Below are 18,724 nucleotides of genomic sequence, written 5' to 3'. Positions count from 1 at the left end.
CTGAACGGCCTCGCGCTGCGCGCTTACGCCGAAGGGCGCGCCAACGTTGCGAGTTTCTTCTTCGCGCTTTGCAGAAGGCCGACCTTCTCGACCGGCGGCTGAGCCTTCGTATCGCCAAGCGCAATGATTTCGAGCGCGCCCGGTGCCGCAATCTTCGACGCGAGCGAGTCGCGCGGCGTGAGGCTGTTGAACCTCGCACTCGAGATGACGTGCATCTTCAGATGGCGGTGGATGTTCTTCGACAGCTTCTGGCACGCGGCCTTCATGGCCGATTCATCGGGCACCAGCTGGCCGTGCACGACGAGGAGCTCCAGGGTGCCGTCCTTGTCCTCTTGCAGGATGAAGGCGCGCATGACCGAGTCCTTGAACTTGGTGCGCAGCATGGCGCGGACCGGTTCGGCTGCGGCAAAAGACTTGAGCGCAATGTTGCGCAACTCGTCGTGGAAGATGAACGCGCGGTCGACCGAAATGGTCTCGGCCTCGTCCGCCTTCGATTTGCTGCGCTTCAGGATGCCGCTGCCGACAAGGTGCTCCAGCGTGCGCGCTGCATCATCGGGTTCGAGCTTCGAGCGCTTGGCCAGCTCGCTGGAAGAAAACGGTTGGTCGGGCGCCGCGTAGGCAACCATCAGTAGCTTTTGTACTTCGGGGGCGAAGAGGAAATCTGCGGCACTCATTTTTGCGGTCGGTTCTATCTACTGGACGGACTGCATTATCGAAACTCTCGCGTCTCGGCCCTTTCGAACCGTCCAGGCGGCTTTCTCCGCGGCGTTTTCGAGGCGTATTCCGTCGTGGCGCATGGCGCAGGCCTACAAGGGCGGTCGGTTGCGGCCGGTAGAACGGCTGAACACTCACAAGGAACTTCAGCCATGGGCCTCGAACAGACGATCGGCAAGACCGGGCAACCGGATATTGCGCAAGGCTCCAGCCGGTACTGGGCGCCTTGCCTGGGTGTGGCACTGGTCGCGGTGTCGCTTTTCTATGTGACCTTGAAAGACCTGGTTCAAGAGAGCGCCGCACGCGCGCCCGGGTTGGCACCGGCAGTCATGCCGGCGCATGTCGAGCCGGCCACCAGCACGCGGGCGTTGCCGAGTGAAGTGGCCCGCTCGTCCCCTGAACCGGTCATGCCCATGTCGCCGTATGCGCCCGCTTATGCGCCGCTCGCAAACGCGAACTTCGGAGCCCCTGTAGTCGCTCCGGCGGAGGCGCCGGCCAAGACCGCACCGGCCGTGGTCGAGGTGCACAAGTGCGTCATGCCCGAAGGCGAAGCAAGCTATTCCGATGGACCTTGCCCCGAAGGCGCGCAAGCGAGCACGTTGCGGCTGCCGCGCGGCGTGCACGCATCCGCAAGCTTGTGAGCTGCGCAAGCCCCTAGGCCGCCTTCAGGAACACGTCGTGGTCAGGCGCGAAATTGGCGTGCAGCGGCAGCATGGCCCCGCCCAGCGCACAGGCCTGCGCGCCCAGCCTGCCTCCATGCAGCTGCGGCGGCCATAGCCCTTCCCAGTTGCACCGGGCCAGCGCCGCGCGCGTCTGTTCGAGCAGCGCCTGCAGCAGCGAGCGTGACATCGAACCGTCCATCACCACATCGGCGAGGTCGAGCACCGCCGTGCTGCTCACGATGGCATGGGCCAAGGCCAGCGATGCGGAGCCCAGCCAGGCTTGGGTAACCGCTGCATACGGCGCCTGCAGCGCGCGGTCGTCATACGCGGCAGTGGTGTCCAGCCCTTGCGCCTGCAGCCGCTGCTCCAGCTCCCAGAGCGAAGCCTCGGCCATGACCTGCGGCGGCAGCGTGCCACCGGCTCGCACCGACTGCATCGGCAACGAGGCCAATGCTCCCGCGTTGCCGTGCGCACCGGTGTGCAGGTGCGAATCGATCACCAGCCCGCCGCCCACGAAGGTGTCGACGAAGATGTACAAAAAGCTCTTCAGGTCGTGACCGCGCCCGCCGACCAGTTCGGCCACGCAGGCGGCGACCGTGTCCCGCGCAAAGCTCACAGGCACCTCAGTGCGCGCCCTTACCTCGGCCAGCAGGTCCATCTGGTTCCACTCGTCCGACTGCGCCTTCGACAGGCCCAGCGTGCGGTGCCAACCGCCAAGCAGAAAAGGCGCGGCCAGCCCCACGCCCACGTTGCGCACAGCCAGCGGCCCGAGCCCGTCGCGCAGGCGATGGATATGCTCGGCAATGGCGGGCAGCAGCGCCTGCGCATCCGGAAAGTCGTAGCTCATGGCATGGCGCTCCCGCACCTGTGCGGCAAAGTCGATCAGCAACCATTCGGCGCCGCGCCGCCCCACCTTGATGCCGATGGCAAAGGCACCGTCCGGGTTCAGCGCCAGCGGCACCGACGGCTGTCCGATGCGGCCGCGCACGCGGCCCTGCTTGACGATGAGCTGGTCTTCCTCGAGCCGGGCGGTAATGAGCCCGATGGTCTGCGCGCTCAGCCCGGTGAGCCGCGCGAGGTCGGCCTTCGGCAGGCTGGTGTGAACGCGCAGGGCCTGCAGCACCACGCGCTCGTTGAACTGGCGCATGCCCACCTGGTTGGAGCCGCGCGGGCGCAACAGGTCGGGCGGGCGCATAGCGACTTCTGCATCAGGCATGCGCCTCCGCGGGCAGTTGGTCGGCCGTCATGGCGCCGGTCATCACGGCCACCGTATCGCTCATGCTGATGTTCTTCGGGTTGAGCACCGCCGCGCGCTTGCCGAGCCGCGCTACGTGAATGCGGTCGGCCACCTCGAACACATGCGGCATGTTGTGGCTGATGAGCACCACGGGCAGCCCGCGGTCGCGCACGCGGCGGATCAGCTCGAGCACCATGTTGCCCTCCTTCACGCCAAGCGCGGCGGTGGGCTCGTCCATGATGACCACGTGCCGCGCGAACGCCGCGCTGCGCGCCACGGCCACGCACTGGCGCTGCCCGCCAGAGAGCGTTTCGACCGCCTGCGTCATCGACTGGATGCCGACCTTCAGGTCTGCCATGCGCGCGGCGCTTTCCTGCAGCATCTTTTTCTTGTCGAGCATGCGCAGCACGTTGCCCATGAAGCCTGGGCGGCGCAGCTCGCGGCCGAGAAAGAGGTTCTCGTAGATGGTCATGGCGGGTGCCACGGCCAGGTCCTGGTAGACCGTTTCGATGCCCGCGCGGCGCGCGTCGAGCGGGTTGCGAAAATGCACCGGCGCACCGTCGAGCAGGATCTCGCCTTCGTCGGGCACCACCGCGCCCGAAAGCGCCTTGATGAGCGACGACTTGCCCGCGCCGTTGTCGCCGATCACCGCGAGGATTTCTCCTTCGCGCAGCTCGAAGTCGACACCGTCGAGCGCTGTCACCTGGCCGTAGCGCTTCACCAGGCCCTTGGCCTGCATGACGATCTTGGCGGATTGAGGATTGGCCGCGGCGTTCATCAGCGTGCTCCCCGGCGCGAGAGTTGATCGGCCGCCACCGCAAGAATCACCAGCACGCCCGTTACCAGCACCTGGTAGATCGACGACACGCCCATCAGCGTGAGCCCGTTGCGGAACACGCCGACGATGAGCACGCCGATGAGCGAGCCCAGCACGATGCCGCGCCCGCCGAACAGGCTGGTGCCGCCGAGCACCACGGCCGTGATGGCGTCGAGGTTCTCGGTCTGCCCCGCATTCGGATCGCCCACGCCGGTGCGCGCCACCGACAGCAGCGAGGCAATGCCGTAGAGCACACCAGCCGCCACATACACGCCCAGCAGCACGCGTTGGGTCGGAATGCCGACCAGGCGCGTGGCCTCGGCGTTGTTGCCCACCGCGTAGATATGCCGCCCCGCGGCCGTCTCGCGCAGCACGAACCATGCGAGCGCATACAGCACCAGCATGAGCACCGTGCCCCACGCCACTTCGGCGCTGCCGACGGTGAAGGTGGTGCCCAGCACCGTGAGGCCGGCGGGCAGATCGGTGATGGTCTGCGACGACGAATACAGCTGCGTGATCGCGAACGCGATGTTCAGTGTGCCCAGCGTCACGATGAACGGCGGCAGCTTGATGCGCGTGACCAGCAAGCCGTTGAGCAAGCCGAACAGCGTGGTCACGCCAATGCCGCACAAGATGGCCACCGGCACCGGCAGGCCCAGTTCGGTGGCGAACTTCGTCATGATGATGCTGCCCAGCGCCATCACCATGCCGCATGACAGGTCGATGCCCGCCGTGAGAATGATCAGCGTCTGGCCGATGGCGATCACGCCGACCACCATCACCTGCTGCATGATCAGCGAGAGGTTGCCGCCCGTCAGGAAGCGGTCGGACTGGGTCGCAAAGAAGATGCATGCGCCAAGCAGGGCCAGCCACGGCCCCAGGGCGCCCCACGGAATATGGTGCGTCGGAGATTTCGCCATCTAGATGCTCCGGGCTTCGATTACTTCTTGCCCCAGCACAGCTCGGCGCCGGTCTTGGTGTCCTTGCTGTCGACGCCCGGCACGCTCTTGCCGGCGATCAGCGTCACGCCCGTGTCGACATAGCCTGAGGCCTTCTTGCCCGTCTTGGCATATTCCACCCCTGCCGCCACGCCCATGGCCGCCATCTTGAGCGGGTACTGCTGCGAGGTTGCCGCGATCACGCCGGCGTTGGTGTCCTTGATGCCCTGGCAACCGCCATCGACCGACACGATCATCACGCCCTTCTCCTTGCCCGCACGCTTCAGCGCGTTGTAGGCACCGGCCGCGGCGGGCTCGTTGATGGTGTAGACCAGGTTCACGTCGGGCGCCCGTTGCAGGCAGTTTTCCATTGCCGTCTGCGCCTTGGCCTGGTCGCCGAAGCTGTCGGCCATGCACACGATTTCAGGCGCCTTCGACAGCTCGTTCGACTTGGCATCGTTCGCCGCAAGCCCGAAGCCCTTCATGAAGCCGTTGTGCCGCTGCGCGCCCACCGGGTGGCCAGGCAGCAGGTCGAGCGCGACGATCTTCGCCGGCTTGCCCGCCATCGCGGCCTTGGCGTATTCGCCGATCAGCACGCCGGCCGTGTAGTTGTTGGTGGCGAAGAGCGCATCGGTCGCCTCCGGCGGATCGGCCGGGCTGTCGAGCGCGATCACCATGATGCCCTTGTCGCGCGCCTTCTTGATCGCCGGCACGATGGCCTTGGCGTCGCTCGGCGTGATGAGGATGGTCTTGGCACCCGCGGCAATCATGTTTTCCATAGCTGTGATCTGGCCCGCGTTGTCGCCGTCGGCCTTGCCCGCGCCCGAAAGCAGCTTGGCGCCGAGCTTCTTGGCTTCTTCCTGCGCGCCCTCTTTCATCTTCACGAAGAAGGGGTTGGTTTCGGTCTTGGTGACGAGGCCGATGACCGGCTGGTCGGCGGCAAAGGCAGCGGACGATGCAGCCAGGGACATGGCCGCCAGGGCCAGGATGGAGCGGGAGCTGAGCATGTGTGTGTCTCCGTGGTCAGGCGGCAATGCGCCTGCGGTCTTGGGATCCGGATGCGGGCCGTGGAAGGCGCGGAGCATCCGGGCGCAGGGAGACTATCGGACAGCGGAAGGACTAAATCAAGTGGATTTAGTTATCGGAAACCCGGGGTTGAACTCAGCTGTTGATGACGGCGTTGTTGAATTCAAGCTCTTCGAAATGGCTGCCAGTGAAGTTCACTTGCTGGCCGCGGAGGTTGCTCGCGGTGACCCGGTGACCGCGGCAGTCGAGCACATCGACCTGCGACCAGGAGCCGCCGTCGAAGCTGAGGCCGGTCCAGGTGCAGCCGGTGAATGTCGAGCCGCTCAGTCGCGCGGCATTGAACTGCGACTCGCTGAAGCTGCAGCTGACGAAGGTGCAGCCGGTAATCGATATGCCGCTGAAGTCGCACTGCGTGAAGTTGCAGCCCGTGAACTGGCAGGCGCTCCAGCCCGCCTGCTTGAAGCTGGTGGCGGTGAAACTGGTGCCCGCGAAAGTCGAGCCGGCGAACTGCGCCAGGTCCAGGTCGAGCCCCGCGTATGCGAAGCTGTCGGCCTGCCCCACCAGGCCGGCCGGCGCTCCGCCTGCGCCTTTGCGCCACATGTCGTGCGCCAGGATGATCAGCTGCGAACTCATGTCAGCGGGGTCCACCCGGAAACGACCTTCTCAGTCTCGATTTCGCTCAGCAGCCATCCGGCTTCGGCGTTGCCGTTCTTCTGCGACTCCGCGGCCCAGTAGGCAGCCTTTTCGAGGTCGGTGCCGTTCATGTACAGGTCGTAGGCAAGGTTGTGCTGCGCAATGCGATGTCCGCCCTTGGCCGCCATGGAAAGCCAGTGCATCGATTGATCGGGATCGGAGAACGTGAAGGTGTAGTACAGCGAGAGGCGAAAGGCAGAGTCGGCATTGCCGGCCTCTGCCTTTGCCATTAGCGCAAGGCGCTGCTCATCAGTGAGCGCATAGCTCTGGGCGCCTGAAATGGGAGAGAGAGACGAGGCGGAAGCGGAAGCATCGTTTTCCATGGGACTTGTTCTCCGTTGCGTAAGGCGCTCAGCGGCTCCCCGCTTCGCGCAAGATCTCGCCCGACGTTTTCGAGGCGATGTACAGCACCGAACGGCCGAGGCGATTTGCATTGCCAAGGCCCTTCTTGCCCGGTTCGAGCTTTGCGACAAAGGCGATTCCAAAGGTGTTTTCACCGTTCTCGTCTTCGCCGTCTTCACGCGTGCGCTCGCTGATCTGGATGTCGAAATCGTTCAGGTCTTGCCCTGTCTGTGCAAAGCGCTCATGGGCATGGGCCAGGCGATGGCGAGCGGTGTGCTGGGCACGGGCGCGAACCCATTTCAATTGAGAACGCAATCTTGCAACGGGACATAGCCCGCGCCCGATGCGAACGCAACCGTGCATGTAGCCTTGAATGCAGCGCCCGCTGTCAGGGCCGCCATTTTTTCTGCATTGGCAGCATCTCGGGCAACCATGCGAGCGAGTTCGTTTTCCGATCCAGCGACACCGACTTTGAGCAAGGTGCCACCATTCGCGCTATCTGGCCCTCTTTTGAAGCCTTTGGTCGGCCCGCCAATCACCACGCCGGAAAACGCGACCCTTTTATTGAATTCCGGCAAATCCATCGTCGAATAACCTCCCCTGACGTAGCCTTGGTGCAATTTGCTCAGATTGATCTTCTTTGGCTCGCTCTCAGTGGCAAAGCTGATGTTGGCTGCGACGAGCAGCAGGGCTATCATGAACCGTTGCAATGAGTTTCTCCTTAAAGCCAACATAAAAATCTTCGAGGCATCTTTGGCAAGCCAAAGCGCCACCCCAGTTTGAACTAGCAATGCGCTCTATTGATCCGCAATTCCTAGTCACCCGACATCAGGACGTAGTTTGCTCAAGAATTCGGAAAAAGAGCTCGCTACAACTTCCGTGTTCTCAAAATAGTTGCTCGCATCCTCATCGTCCGACTCGAAATTGTGATCCCAATATAAAATCTGCCCGAAATTACTCGCATCGAGGTTCAGCAAAATTAGATCTCCACCGCCTCCAGATGCAATAGGAATGGTTTTTTTAGGAATTCTTTCGCCGTAGACTTTGGCGTGGTTTTCGATAGAATCTCCAAATCCGAAGGGCGTATTCAATGCGAAAAACGAATTTATGACCCGCTCATTGGATTTCGTCCTTAGCAAAGTTGCGCTCGGGATGCCTCCGTTGTGATTTTTCAAGAATTCCTTGTAGTCCTCCGGAATTGGCCCAACCGAGCCTTCGAGCTTCTGAATATCTTCGGCAGTTGGATTGAGCGTTTCATACATTGAGCGGTAAAGTTCGCTTGTTCTTCTATCAAACCTGCCCCCTTGCATCTCCAGCCCTGCGTCAGATAATCCAAGTTTTCTAAACATTAGATTTTTCGCACCGCCGCCATTAAGCGCCCACCCGCATTTTGATAAAATCAAAGATAAGAGGCTGCCAGTTTTTATCTGTCAATTTAAGATCCAATGTATTTATATTGCAACCTCAGGTCCGAGGCTTTCCAGAAAAGCTCAACATGCAATATTGGCTCGCTCGGTTTTCCGTTAACCCATAGAACACACTCCACGCCCCACCGGTCGCCGTCATTCATCTCGAACAGCTCAATGTCTGGCCTTTTGCGCTTTTCTTTTAAAAATGCCGACTCAAAGGGAGCAATTCCAAGCGAAAAATCTTCATTAGGATAGTATTCGTGAATCATTTCTTGAATCTCCTCAGCCAGTGTCTCGGAGACATCAAAATGATTGTTCAGTTCTTGCCGGTCATCTCGGCTTACCGCTCCAATAAATTCGTCTAAGAGCTTATAGGCTTGAGCTCTAAATTCATCGTTCATTTCACTTCCTCTTTAATGGCGTGGTTGTGGATGTTCCTGCGCCCGCCCCAATGGATTTGAAATATCCACGCGCTTTTAATGTCGCGCATTTTGCAGCTGCGGGGCTCAGTCCTGCCGCTTTCAGTGAGTTGTAGGCTACTACTGTCTCGCTGCCCAGGATTCCTGCCCGCGACGCATTGTCCTGCGCTCGATTGGCTCCGTAGTGAGGTGTACCTCGCGTTGTTCCATCGGGATTGCGCCCCTGCAAACTAATCGCTGGAGCAGCGTTGTAGTCATAGCCGCTGATGTTTTTCATCGCTGCATCTTGATAGATGTGATGCGAGTCTTGGAGACCTCCAATCTTCTTCAGATCCCCATGCTTACCTGTTACTACGCCTTCTTCTGCAAGGATCCGTTCGCACTCGCAGGGGCATGAATTAATCGGTGAAAGCCCCAGCGGATCGATCCAATTCACTGGATTGGGAGCAAATTGATGAAGGTTCAAGCCCCCCCTAAACTTGATCGGATCGCGACTGGCAAACCGCCCACTCGCCGGGTCGTAGTATCGATACCGGTTGTAGTGCAATCCCGTCTCTTCATCCAGGTACTGACCCTGGAACCGAATCGGATTCCTGAACCCAGCCTTCCTCCCCGCCTCGCTGATTACCTGCCGCGCCTGCCCCCAGGCCTTGTAGCTCGCCGACCAGGCGATCCGCCCCTCATGGTCGGTCAACTCCTGCGGCGTACCCAGGTGGTCGCATTGGTAGAACGCAATCTCTTCCCGCGCGAAGGCCTGCGGCGACCCGAGCTGTTCCCCGTTCCATAGCGGATCCTGCTCGATTTCGTAGCGCCCGCCGTTGGCCGCGATCAGCGCCTTCACGTCGGTTGTCTGGCTCAATGCGATGGCTTGGGCCTGCCTGATCTGCACCAGCGGCACGAAGGAGCCGGGCTCGTGGATGTAGTGCACGCTGTCGCCGCGCCAAGCCTGCTGCTCCTTCTCGCCCTCGGTGCTTTGCGTGCTCTCGAAGGCCAGCGTATCGCCGTCCCAGCCGAACAGGGTGACGTCGTGCTCGGATCGCTTGGCGATGCGCCGGCCCAGGGCGTCGTAGCTGAAGGTCGTGGTCTTGCCGTAGGTGCTCGCACTGCGCATGCGGTTGAAGCCGTCCCAGGTGAACGTTGTCTTCTCGCCATTGCTCGTTCGCTCGACAAGGTTGCCGCGTTCGTCCCACTTGTAGTGGGTGCCGGCATAGTCCTTGAGCAGGTTGTCCATCAGCTTGCCGGCCATGCTGCGGCCGTCGCCGTCCAGGCGAACCGCGACGCGGTTGGTCACGCGGCCTGCGGCCAGCGTGCCGGCCGCGGTGGTGTCCGAAGGATTGCCGATATTCCCTGCCGGATCGAATGCGAAGGTTTCGCGGCCCAGGCGGCTGTTGGCTTCCAACAGGCGGCCCACAGGGTCGTAGCGGTAGCTAAGGCTGCCGCGGCGGCTGTCGCCGATGGCGACGAGCTGCCCAGCCTTGTCGTAGGCATAGCTGCGGCGGACGGCGGCAGCGGCTTCGATGGCACCGGGCCTGGTTTGCGAAATCTGTTGCTCGAGCAAACGGCCGACTGGGTCGTAGCGCAGCTTCTGCGTCAGGCCGTTGCCCTGCTCGCGCGCGATCTCGCGGTGCAAGTCGTCGCGCTCGAAGTCGAGGATGTCCTGTCCGTCGACAAGCAGGCCGTGCACATGGCCGGAGCCGTAGGTCAGCCACTGCGTGGTGTGGCCGTCGGGGCGAATGGTGGTCACGCGCTGGTTGAGCTCGTCGTAGCCATGGCGCCAGACTGCCGTTTGCCCGCTCTCGACGTAGTGGTGATGCTCGCGCGCGAGGTTGCCCGCCGCGTCATAGAACCACTGTAGCCGCGCATCGCCGTTCGCAGCCTCCACCAGGCGCCCGTTGCCGTCGTAGGCGAAGCGCTCCGCCTGTTCCGCGGCCTGGCGTTCGGTAAGGCGGCCCAGCGGATCGAATGCGAGCGTGGTGCTGTGGCCCGCATCGACAACCTCGGCCAGCACGCCGGTGGATTCCTCATACCGGTAGCGGGTGGCCTTGCGGTCGAAGCCGATTTCCTCCAGCAGCTTGCCCACCGGATCGTATTTGAAGTCGTAGCGGCTGCCGTTCTCGTTGTGCAGTTCGGTCAGCCGGCCGAGCAGGTCCCACTGGTAGCGCAAGGTGTGGCCGGCCGCGTCGATGCGGCCGGCGACCAGGCCAGCGCGGGTGTAGCTGTAGCGGGTGCGGCGGCCGAGCGCGTCGGTGTGTGCGAGCAAGCGCCCTTCGGCGTCGTGCGCAAAGTGCTCGCGGGTGCCGTCGGGGAGCACGATTTCCTCGAGCTGGCCCGGGTGGTTGCGGTTGACGCCGTCTTCGCCTTGCGCCACAGCCGCGCCCACGGGCGTGTAGCGGTAGCGCGTGGACTGGCCGGCCGCATCGGTGGCCTTGACGAGGCGCCCGCGGCTGTCGTATTCCCAACTGCTGACTTTGCCCGAGCAGTCGGTGTAGCTCGCCATCTGGCCGGCGGGCGTGTAGGCCAGGGTCTTCACGCCGCCCTTGGCATCGGTGATGAGAATCGGCTGGCCGGCCGGGTCGTAGGCGTATTCGGTCTTGTTGCCGAGCGGATCGATTTCTTCAGTGAGATTGCCGCTTGCATCGTGCTCGCGCTTCCAGACGCCGCCTTCGGCATCGAGGATGCCCGTCACCCGGTGGCGCGCGTCGTATTCGTAGTGAACGCGGCTGCCGTCGGCGCGGGTGTGGGTCTTCAGGTTGCCGTTGGCGTCGTAGACGTAGTCGTCCGTGCTGCCATCGGTGTGGATGTGGCGCGTGATGTTCTTGGCGTCGTCGCGCAGGAACCACTCCTCGCGCTTGTCCGGGTGAATGATCCGGTAGGTGTAGCCCAGCACGTCGTAGTAGTACCAAGTCTCGCCGCCGATGGCATCGGTCAGGTAGGTGAGGCGAATATTCCTGTCCCACTCCAGCGTGAGCGCAAAGCTGCCGTCGTCGGCCCATTCGCGCACGGCCTTGGCGTCGACGCCCGTGCCGTCGTACTGCAAGTTCATGCCCCGCCCGGTGCGGTCGGTGTAGCGGGTCACGAGGTGATGGCTGTAGCTGTATTGCCAGCCGGCACCGTTCTCGTCCTGCGCGGTGACAAGGTCGCCTTCGGCATCGTGGGTGTAGGCCGCCAGTTGGCGCACAACCTGGCCGTCCTTCAGCTCCCACAGCGACTTGATCAGGCCCGTGCGGGCGTCGGGCCGGGTGCCGACGTGCGCGATGACTGCATCGCCCTGCCGGCTGATGATGTCGCTCAGCACCTCTTCACCGGTCGCGGCGATCACATGGTCGTAGCGCAGGCCGACCGCGGCACCGCCGCGCGCATGCTGGGCCACCAGGCGGAAGTGCTGCTTGCCTTGCGATGCAGCCTTGGCGGGCACGGTGTCCACGAGTTCGTAGGTCTCGCGCCAATCGGCCGCCTCGCCCGCGGGCACCGGCTTGCCGAAGTCCACCGCCAGCAGGCGTTCGCTCAGTCGCGTGAGCGTGATCTCCTCGATCGGGTTGTGATGGCTCTTGCCCACGGCCAGCAACGGAAAGGCATGGCTGCGGCCATCGGCGCCGTGATAGATCAGGCTCATCTCGCCTTGGCGCCGGCCCTTGGCGGCCTTGGCAACGTCCACGCGGGTGGTGTAAGGCGTGATCCAGCGCGCGCCCAGGCTGGCCTGGTCAAAGGCGCCGAGGTTGCTGCGATAGACGCGCGTCCAGCTGATGGGCAGCGTCGCGCCCAGCACGAAGTCGGTGTGGTCGAAGCTCTCGCATCCGGTGGCCAGTGCGATGGCGCCGCCGGCGCCTGACACCGCGCAGTTCTTGCAGCCCGGGTCGCCGCTGGCCGGAACCTGCGCGGATGTCGCGCCCTGCTCTCCGCCGGGCTTGTTGCCCCGTACCTCCGAACCCTTGGTCGCGTTGATGCTTGCGGCGTGCTTTCCCTTGCGCCTGATCAGTGCGTCCTTGAGGATCTTGATCATCCACTTGATGCCGTACTGCAGGCTCTCATCGCCCAGCCGCATGATCTGCCGGCGCGCCGCACCCTTGAGATCGGTCAGGCTGGCGACGGTATTTCGGATTTCCGCCTTCACGGCGTCGGGCAACCCATAGTGGCTCGCCTTCGCGGCCGCGTAGTTGGCGGACTTTTTCGCGGCGTCGGCGGCGGCGGCCATCATGCGGCCCCAGGTGCTCTGGGTCTTGGGGTCGTAGGTGTTCTTCTCGGCAGCGCCGCCCGTCGCGAACACCGGCTTCTCGCCCAGTGCCACTTGCAGTGCACCGATCAGCGCATCGGCGATGCCGTCGACCTTTTTCGCGCATGACTGCAGGAAGTCGTCCAGGTAGCCGAGCGCCTCGTCCACGAACTTGTCGAGCGTGCCGGCGATGGTGTCGTTCAGGTGGGTGATGAGCACCGTCACGAAAGCCTCGCCGATATTCGGCACCACGTTCTTGGCCGACTTGGCTATCTCCTGCTTGAGCAGGTGCAGCATCGGCCGCAGGCTCATGCGCGCGGCGCCCGTGCCGGGAGGAAACGGAATCACGCCCAGCAGGTTGATCGCCAGGCTCACCCACTGCAGCACGTCGGAGTACGCCTTCTTGGTGATCATTTCGACGATGTCCCAGACCGCATCGATGAGCGCCATGATGTTGCCGATGACCGGCAGGCTGCCCGCAAAGGTCTTCAGCACGTTGAGCGTGACGTAGTCGTTGGTGAGCTTGCGTAGCCACTTGTCGATCTTGGCGGCACCGGCGCCGATGTCTTCCACCCCGATGGTGTTGAGCGGCGCCACCGCGGTCTGGCGCTCGCGTTCGGTCGGTTGCGCGCCTTGCGCCTTGTTTTGTGGGGCTTGTTCAGCCATGCGCGAATCTCTCCCTTGATCTCTTGTTGTCGCCGAGGTTCGCGGGCCGTCAGCCTGCGAACCCCGGCGTTTGAACGCTCGGCAGCGAAGGCAGCGATGCAGGCAGCTTGGCGCCTACAGCCTGCGCGGCCATGCCGGTGGCGGTCCGGCCGACCTGCCCGAGCAACGCTTTTGCGCCGCCCTGCTGCAGGCTCTGCACGGCCCCGACGGCTTGCTGCGCCGTGTTCGCCGCCTGGGCGACCTGGCTCACGAGCCCGCTCGCCTTGCCCAGCGAGCCCGCGGCGCCTGCGCCCAGTAGTCCGGTCGCCGCGCTGCCGAACTGGCCGATGCCACCGAGACTGCTGCCGAGGCCGGCAACATTGCCCAGACCGCCCGCACCCCCTAGCCCGCCGAGGAAACTCGTTCCACCGCCCTCGGAGTCCAGCGCCTTGTCGCTCGCAGGTTCGGCCGGCCAGCGGTCGGGCTTGGCGAAGTAGCTGCCCGTTTCCCACGGATCGCTCGGGTCGCCGCCGAAGGTGACCTTGGCCTGCCCGAGCGGAAGCCCGGCCACCGACGCGAAACCGTTCGCGTCGAGCTTGCCCGTGTGCGTTGCGCCTTCCGAATCGACCACCGTGTAGTCGCCCTGCTTCACGCCCTGGCGCATGGCGCCGTCGGCTTTCACGTAGCGGTGGTACAGGTCGAGTTGCCCGCGCGGGAGCTGCGGCGGCTGCGGCAGGCGCGGCGGCCCGTCGCTCTTCGGGCCGACCATCGAATGCGACGACGCATGCGCGCGCCACAGGCCATTGGTGCCGCTCTCGATGCCGCCCGCATTCCACCGCGTGTAGCTGGAGCCGCCGTTGACGACGATCTCTTCCTTCGCGGTGATGGTGATCCGGTTGGCCTCCATCTTGATGTCGAGCTTGGCCAGCGCGTTGATGCTGTCCTTGAGCGCGGTGATGTCGATGTCGGCGGCCGCCGCCACCATGCGGATGCCCTTGTTGAACGCCGCGATGCGCACCGCATCCTTGGCGCTGACCAGGAAGCTGTTGCCCGTGGCAAAACTCGCATGCGCACCGCTTGTGATCGCCGTGTGCTCCACGCTCACGATGTGCGTGGAACCCTGCGCGGTGGTCTGGATGCCCGCGGGGCTGGCGAGCGTCAGGTGCGGCTCCTGGAACTCGGCGAACTCGCCCTGCTCCCGGTTGCCGCCTTGGCCCTTGATTGCGTCCGTCTGCTCCTTGAGGCTGCGGGCCACTTCGTCCTGGTCGCCGGTTTCGTGGGCCTTGGCGGTGCGCGCGATTTCGCCCAGGCTCTCATGCAGGTCGCGTCCTTGCGTGAGCCGGCCGACGGTTTCGCCCATGTCGGTCATGTGCGCCTGCGCGTTGGCGCGCGTCTCGGTGGTGACCAGAAGGCCCTTCGCCGAGCGCACCACGCCATGCCCGTCGGTGCGCAATTCGAAGCCCTGCCCGCGCGGCTCCTTGCGGCCGGCCGTGTCTTCGATGCGCCCGATGTGCCCCACGCTCAGCTGGCTGGCCTGGTGGTCGCTGCGCAGCTGCGCCTGGATCTTTCCCTGGGTGTCGTCCAGCACCAGGTGATTGCCGCGCCCGCCGCCCAGTTCGCGGCTGCGAATGCCCGACAGATGCTTTTGCTCCGGCAATTGCCAAGCCGCCATGGTGTCGGCGTTGTAGACACAGCCCGTCACGATCGGGAAGTCGGGATCTCCGTTGAGAAAGTCGACGATCACTTCCATGCCGATTCGCGGCACCGACACCGCGCCAAAGGTGGCGCCCGCCCAGGCGGTGGACACACGCACCCAGCAGCTGGAGTTCTCGTCGTCCTTGCCCAGGCGGTCCCAGTGAAACTGCACCTTGATGCGGCCGTACTGGTCGGTCCAGATTTCTTCGCCGGCAGGCCCGACCACCATGGCCGTTTGCGGACCGCGGGTGCGCGGCTTGGGCGTGGTGCGTCGCGGGCGCCATGCAAGGCTGGTGGGCTGCGCATCGAAGGCAAAGCGCTGCACCGAGCCCTCTGTCGCTTCCGCGCCCTCGCTGGCCTGCAGGTTTTCCTGCAGGTGATAGCTCACGCTCAGCAGCAGGTATTGGCGGTTCTGGTCGGACCTGGGGTGGCCGGTGAGCCGCAGCGTGTGGCCGGTTGCGAGCTCGCGCAGGTTGGAGCGGCCGCTCGCACGGCTACGCTGGCTCAGCTGCTCTTCGTTACGGATGCGCGCGTAGGTTTCGCCGTCGGCGTGCTGCACAAAGCCGCCGGGCCACTCGTAGTTCTCGTAGCTGTCGTGGTCGTGCCCGGGCGGCATCTGCCGCAGGTGCGAGAGGTCGGCCTTGGGCTTCTCAAAGTCGTAGTCGTTGTTGTAGTGATGGCCCGCGCGCACCTCTTCAGCGGTTTCCCACGCATAGATGCGCTCGCGCTGGCCCATGCCGGATTTTTCGAGCGGATGAAAGCGCACCGATTCGCCGCCGGGCAGCGGCGCGTGCGAACTTGCAATGTCGTCTGCAAACACCAGCACGTGCTGCGAAGCCTCGTGCCGGAAGTAATAGTAGATGCCCTCGAGCTCGCACAGCCGCGAGATGAAGTTGAAGTCGCTCTCGTGGTACTGCACGCAGTAGTCCCAGCGGCGGTAGTCGCCCCGGCTGAGCTTCTTCTCGATGGGATAGCCGTAGCTGCCCAGCACTTCGGTCAATATGTCGGGAACGCTCTTGCCCTGGAAAATGCGGAAATCGCTGCGCCGCGTGGCAAGCCACAGCCAAGGCCGCAGTTGCAGGCGATAGAACGAGTGGCGTGCGTCTTCCTGCTGCAGGCCGAAGCGCGTTGCAATGCCGCCCAGGTAACGCACACCGCCGCTTTCGGTTTCCACCGCCACGGTCGACGCCTTGCCGAGCAGGGCTTTCGAGTCGATCGCGTTGCTGCTGCCCAGCAGGTCGATGTCGAAGGTGTAGAGCTGGCTCAGCACCTCACGGCCCACCAGTTGGTGAAATTGCAACGACTCGCCCAAGGGCGTTTGGATGGTGACGCGGCGGTTCATTGCTGCACCGCATTGAGCCGATAAGACGAATTACCTAATAGCAATTCATCCAATAAGAATATTGTTTTCAAAATGAGCTTCAAGCTCACCTCCCATTGCACGTGTTCACATTTATTTTAAATGTTGATTTATCGTAAAAGCCAATGCTAAAAATTGACAAATAGCCGCTTGAACAAAAAGTTCACGGCGTGAACGCTTCAGCGAGCAAAGCGGGAAACGGGGGCCACGTGAATTGCCGACCGCAATGAGGCGGCTCCAATGCGAGGAATACTTAGTATTTAAAAGATCACCCGGAATAGCGCATTCCGGGTGATCTCATCGGCCAAACAGGCGAAAAGCCTTCAGCCGGTAATGGGCGGAAAGTAGTCCTTCCCGCCCTTGGCTTCGTCAGGCCGCCTTGCGGGCCGTGAGCCATTGGGGCGGCGCCAGAGCGGCAGCCACCACCCGCACCTCGCCGATGTGGCCGAAGAAGCCGTCGGCCCGGGCGCCGTCCCACGAGCCGCCGCCCACCACCCAAGGCGAGGTGGCCGAGAGCGTGGCAAGGCCGGGCGCATTGCTGATGTTGCGCAGCACCGGCGCGCCTTCCACATACATCGTGGTGTCGTGCGACACGGGGTCGTTGACGATGGCGATGTGCACCCAGCGGTCGGCAATCACCTCGCCGGACCAGTTGGTCTTGGGCGAGCGAGTGCCGGCCGTGCTCGGCACCACTTCCCATTGCACTTCGCGCAGGCTCGAGATGGCGAACAGCATCGGCGGCGCTTCAGGGTCGCCGCCCTGGTAGCCGGCCAGGTCGCCACGCCGGCCGTCGCGTGTCATGATGTTCATCCACGCCTGCTTGTTGCTGGTCCAGCTCTTTTCGATCTTCACGAACGCCTCGACGGTGTAGCCGTTGTCCAGCGTCTGGCCGTTGATCGGCGCTGCGGCCTCGGTGAGGAAGTAGCTCAGGCGCGGCACGTTCTTGTCGGTGTTCAGGAAGCGCACCGAGCCCGGCGCGGCCGAGAGATGGTGGCGGTCGTCGCTCCACACGATGTCGGCGTCGGCCGCACCCGCGATGCCGCCCTGGTTCAGCGTGTCGCGGTGCAGCGGGTTGTTGCCCGTGACGTCTGCAATGACGGTGCCCGGGAGCACCGGCTGGTTGACGGTGCCGCCGAAGAAGCGCCAATGCGCCAGCGTGTTCGCGACCTGGGGGTAATCGTCAGCATTCGCGGCGGGCCGCTGCACGGGGACATCGGGCTCCTTGTAGTTCGCGAGAACCATCGCCCTGGCCTTATCAACCAACGAGCCCTCGATGAGAGCTTCGCCCGTGCCGAAAGCCTTGTTGAAGCCCGCGAAGCGCTGCGCAAAATCCATCCCGATGACGAAGGACTCATTGGGCGTGGTGAGCACGGCCTGGTCGAAGCTGTTCAGCGTGTCGGCCGGCTTCTGCGGCACCCACGGCGAGAACGACAGCACCTTGATCTGGTTGTGGGTCAGGTCGAATTCGTAGAGGCGCATCAGGCCGTTGCCGCCCTGGTAGGCCATCTGGTAGTCGACCACCATCTCCTCGACCTTGTGGCCGAAGTCGTTGGTCTTCGTGAGGTGCGCCGCGCCATGGTGGTGGCCGTTGAGCGTCATGAAGATCTGGTCGTTGTCGCGGATCAGCTTTTCCCACAGCATCTTGCCGTAGTCGGTCTCGAGCGGGCTGGTGCCGTCGGCATCGATGTTCAGCAGCTGGTGGTTCACCAGGATCACGGGCAGCGTCGGGTTCTTTGCAATCACCTGGCGCGCCCAGGCAATGCCGGCGTCCGAGATGCGCCACGACAGCGACAGCACCATGAACTTCTGGCCCTGCGCCTCGAACACGTGGTACTCATGAAAGCCGCTGCTGTCGCGCGCGCCGAAGGTGGCCTGGCGCTTGGCGCGCTCGGCGCCAAACCATTGGAGATAAGGCTCGTTGGCGAGCGTGCGGGTGGCGTCGGTGCCGCCGTTCGGGTCGATGCCGTAGTCCACATCGTTCAACACGTCGTGGTTGCCGGCGAGCACGCTGTAGGGCAGCTTGGCGTCTTCGAGCACCTTCATCGCGGCATCGGCCACCTTCCACTGGTCGGGCTTGCCGACCTGGTCGACCACATCGCCCAGGTGAATGGTGAACGGGATGTTCAGCGCCGCGGCGTTGGCTGCGATCCATTTCGTCTGTGCGGCGAAGGGTGCGCTGCCGAAGCGCTTGTCGTACTGGTCGCTCTCGGCGGCGGTGGCGTAGCGCGCGTAGAACTGCGTGTCGGGCATTACGGCGAGCGCGAAGCTCGAGATCTTCGACGCGACAGGCGGCGGGGCCGGTGCGGGCGTCGGAGCCGGCGCTGGGGCTGGTGCAGGCGACGGGGCCGGCGCCGGCAACGGATTGAAGCCCGGCGCTCCGCCTCCCCCACCGCCGCAGGCCGCCAGCAATGCGCTGCTACCGCCGACAGTCAGCAGTGACGCACCGAGCTTGAGAACCTGCCGGCGTGGCGGCTGGGCAGGATGGGCGGGAGATGGTTCGGCCGGAGAAGGGGTGTGCGGCGCGCGGGCGCCGTGCGAGTCGTCAGAAGCAGACATG

Annotated in this window: 15 protein-coding genes; 1 reads left to right on the top strand and 14 read right to left on the bottom strand. The window is 63.9% G+C overall.

The genetic code is table 11. From position 1 onward, the window contains the following. Positions 1-23: 23 nt before the first annotated feature. Positions 24-674: a hypothetical protein gene (locus V9L20_RS08640; protein ID WP_337296261.1), complete on the bottom strand. Its 651-nt coding sequence runs from the start codon at positions 672-674 to the stop codon at positions 24-26. 192 nt (positions 675-866) lie between these two features. Here V9L20_RS08640 and V9L20_RS08635 point away from each other — a divergent pair, with 192 nt between their 5' ends. Further along, positions 867-1,355, top strand: coding sequence for a hypothetical protein (locus V9L20_RS08635; protein WP_258507659.1), 489 nt, complete (start codon positions 867-869; stop codon positions 1,353-1,355). Positions 1,356-1,368: 13 nt separating this feature from the next. On the opposite strand, the gene V9L20_RS08630 is transcribed toward V9L20_RS08635, so the two are convergent. From V9L20_RS08630 to V9L20_RS08570, 13 genes are all read right to left on the bottom strand, one after another. Beyond that, positions 1,369-2,592, bottom strand: a complete 1,224-nt coding sequence (locus V9L20_RS08630) for an ROK family transcriptional regulator (RefSeq protein WP_258507661.1) — start codon at positions 2,590-2,592, stop codon at positions 1,369-1,371. Further along, positions 2,585-3,391 (bottom strand): ATP-binding cassette domain-containing protein, encoded by an 807-nt coding sequence (locus V9L20_RS08625; RefSeq protein ID WP_258507662.1) that lies wholly within the window; start codon positions 3,389-3,391, stop codon positions 2,585-2,587. Before V9L20_RS08625 ends, V9L20_RS08630 begins: the two co-directional genes overlap by 8 nt. Further along, positions 3,391-4,350, bottom strand: a complete 960-nt coding sequence (locus V9L20_RS08620; RefSeq protein WP_337296260.1) for an ABC transporter permease — start codon at positions 4,348-4,350, stop codon at positions 3,391-3,393. Before V9L20_RS08620 ends, V9L20_RS08625 begins: the two co-directional genes overlap by 1 nt. Before the next feature lie 20 nt (positions 4,351-4,370). Beyond that, positions 4,371-5,375 (bottom strand): sugar ABC transporter substrate-binding protein, encoded by a 1,005-nt coding sequence (locus tag V9L20_RS08615; RefSeq protein WP_337296259.1) that lies wholly within the window; start codon positions 5,373-5,375, stop codon positions 4,371-4,373. 154 nt (positions 5,376-5,529) lie between these two features. Further along, positions 5,530-6,027 (bottom strand): pentapeptide repeat-containing protein, encoded by a 498-nt coding sequence (locus V9L20_RS08610; protein WP_337296258.1) that lies wholly within the window; start codon positions 6,025-6,027, stop codon positions 5,530-5,532. Next, entirely contained in the window at positions 6,024-6,410 is a 387-nt protein-coding gene (locus V9L20_RS08605; protein WP_337296257.1) for a hypothetical protein, read from the bottom strand. The genes V9L20_RS08610 and V9L20_RS08605 overlap by 4 nt, the downstream gene beginning before the upstream one ends. A gap of 28 nt (positions 6,411-6,438) precedes the next feature. Continuing rightward, positions 6,439-6,732 (bottom strand): hypothetical protein, encoded by a 294-nt coding sequence (locus V9L20_RS08600; RefSeq protein ID WP_337296256.1) that lies wholly within the window; start codon positions 6,730-6,732, stop codon positions 6,439-6,441. Then, positions 6,729-7,127: a hypothetical protein gene (locus V9L20_RS08595; protein WP_337296255.1), complete on the bottom strand. Its 399-nt coding sequence runs from the start codon at positions 7,125-7,127 to the stop codon at positions 6,729-6,731. Before V9L20_RS08595 ends, V9L20_RS08600 begins: the two co-directional genes overlap by 4 nt. 120 nt (positions 7,128-7,247) lie before the next feature. After that, positions 7,248-7,778: an SMI1/KNR4 family protein gene (locus tag V9L20_RS08590; RefSeq protein ID WP_337296254.1), complete on the bottom strand. Its 531-nt coding sequence runs from the start codon at positions 7,776-7,778 to the stop codon at positions 7,248-7,250. 86 nt (positions 7,779-7,864) lie between these two features. Then, positions 7,865-8,239 carry a DUF7668 domain-containing protein gene (locus tag V9L20_RS08585; protein ID WP_337296253.1) on the bottom strand — a complete coding sequence of 125 codons (375 nt, stop codon included), beginning with the start codon at positions 8,237-8,239 and terminating at the stop codon, positions 7,865-7,867. A gap of 1 nt (position 8,240) precedes the next feature. Beyond that, positions 8,241-13,133 carry an RHS repeat-associated core domain-containing protein gene (locus V9L20_RS08580; RefSeq protein ID WP_337296252.1) on the bottom strand — a complete coding sequence of 1,631 codons (4,893 nt, stop codon included), beginning with the start codon at positions 13,131-13,133 and terminating at the stop codon, positions 8,241-8,243. Positions 13,134-13,182: 49 nt separating this feature from the next. Further along, positions 13,183-16,149, bottom strand: a complete 2,967-nt coding sequence (locus V9L20_RS08575; protein ID WP_337296251.1) for a type VI secretion system Vgr family protein — start codon at positions 16,147-16,149, stop codon at positions 13,183-13,185. Positions 16,150-16,536: 387 nt separating this feature from the next. After that, positions 16,537-18,723 carry a LamG-like jellyroll fold domain-containing protein gene (locus V9L20_RS08570; protein ID WP_337296250.1) on the bottom strand — a complete coding sequence of 729 codons (2,187 nt, stop codon included), beginning with the start codon at positions 18,721-18,723 and terminating at the stop codon, positions 16,537-16,539. Between the last annotated feature and the right edge of the window lies 1 nt (position 18,724).

Source organism: Variovorax sp. CCNWLW225, from assembly GCF_037204045.1.
Lineage (GTDB): Bacteria > Pseudomonadota > Gammaproteobacteria > Burkholderiales > Burkholderiaceae_C > Variovorax.
The sequence above is the reverse complement of the archived record's forward strand: the minus strand, read 5'-3'. Positions and strand labels throughout refer to the sequence as shown.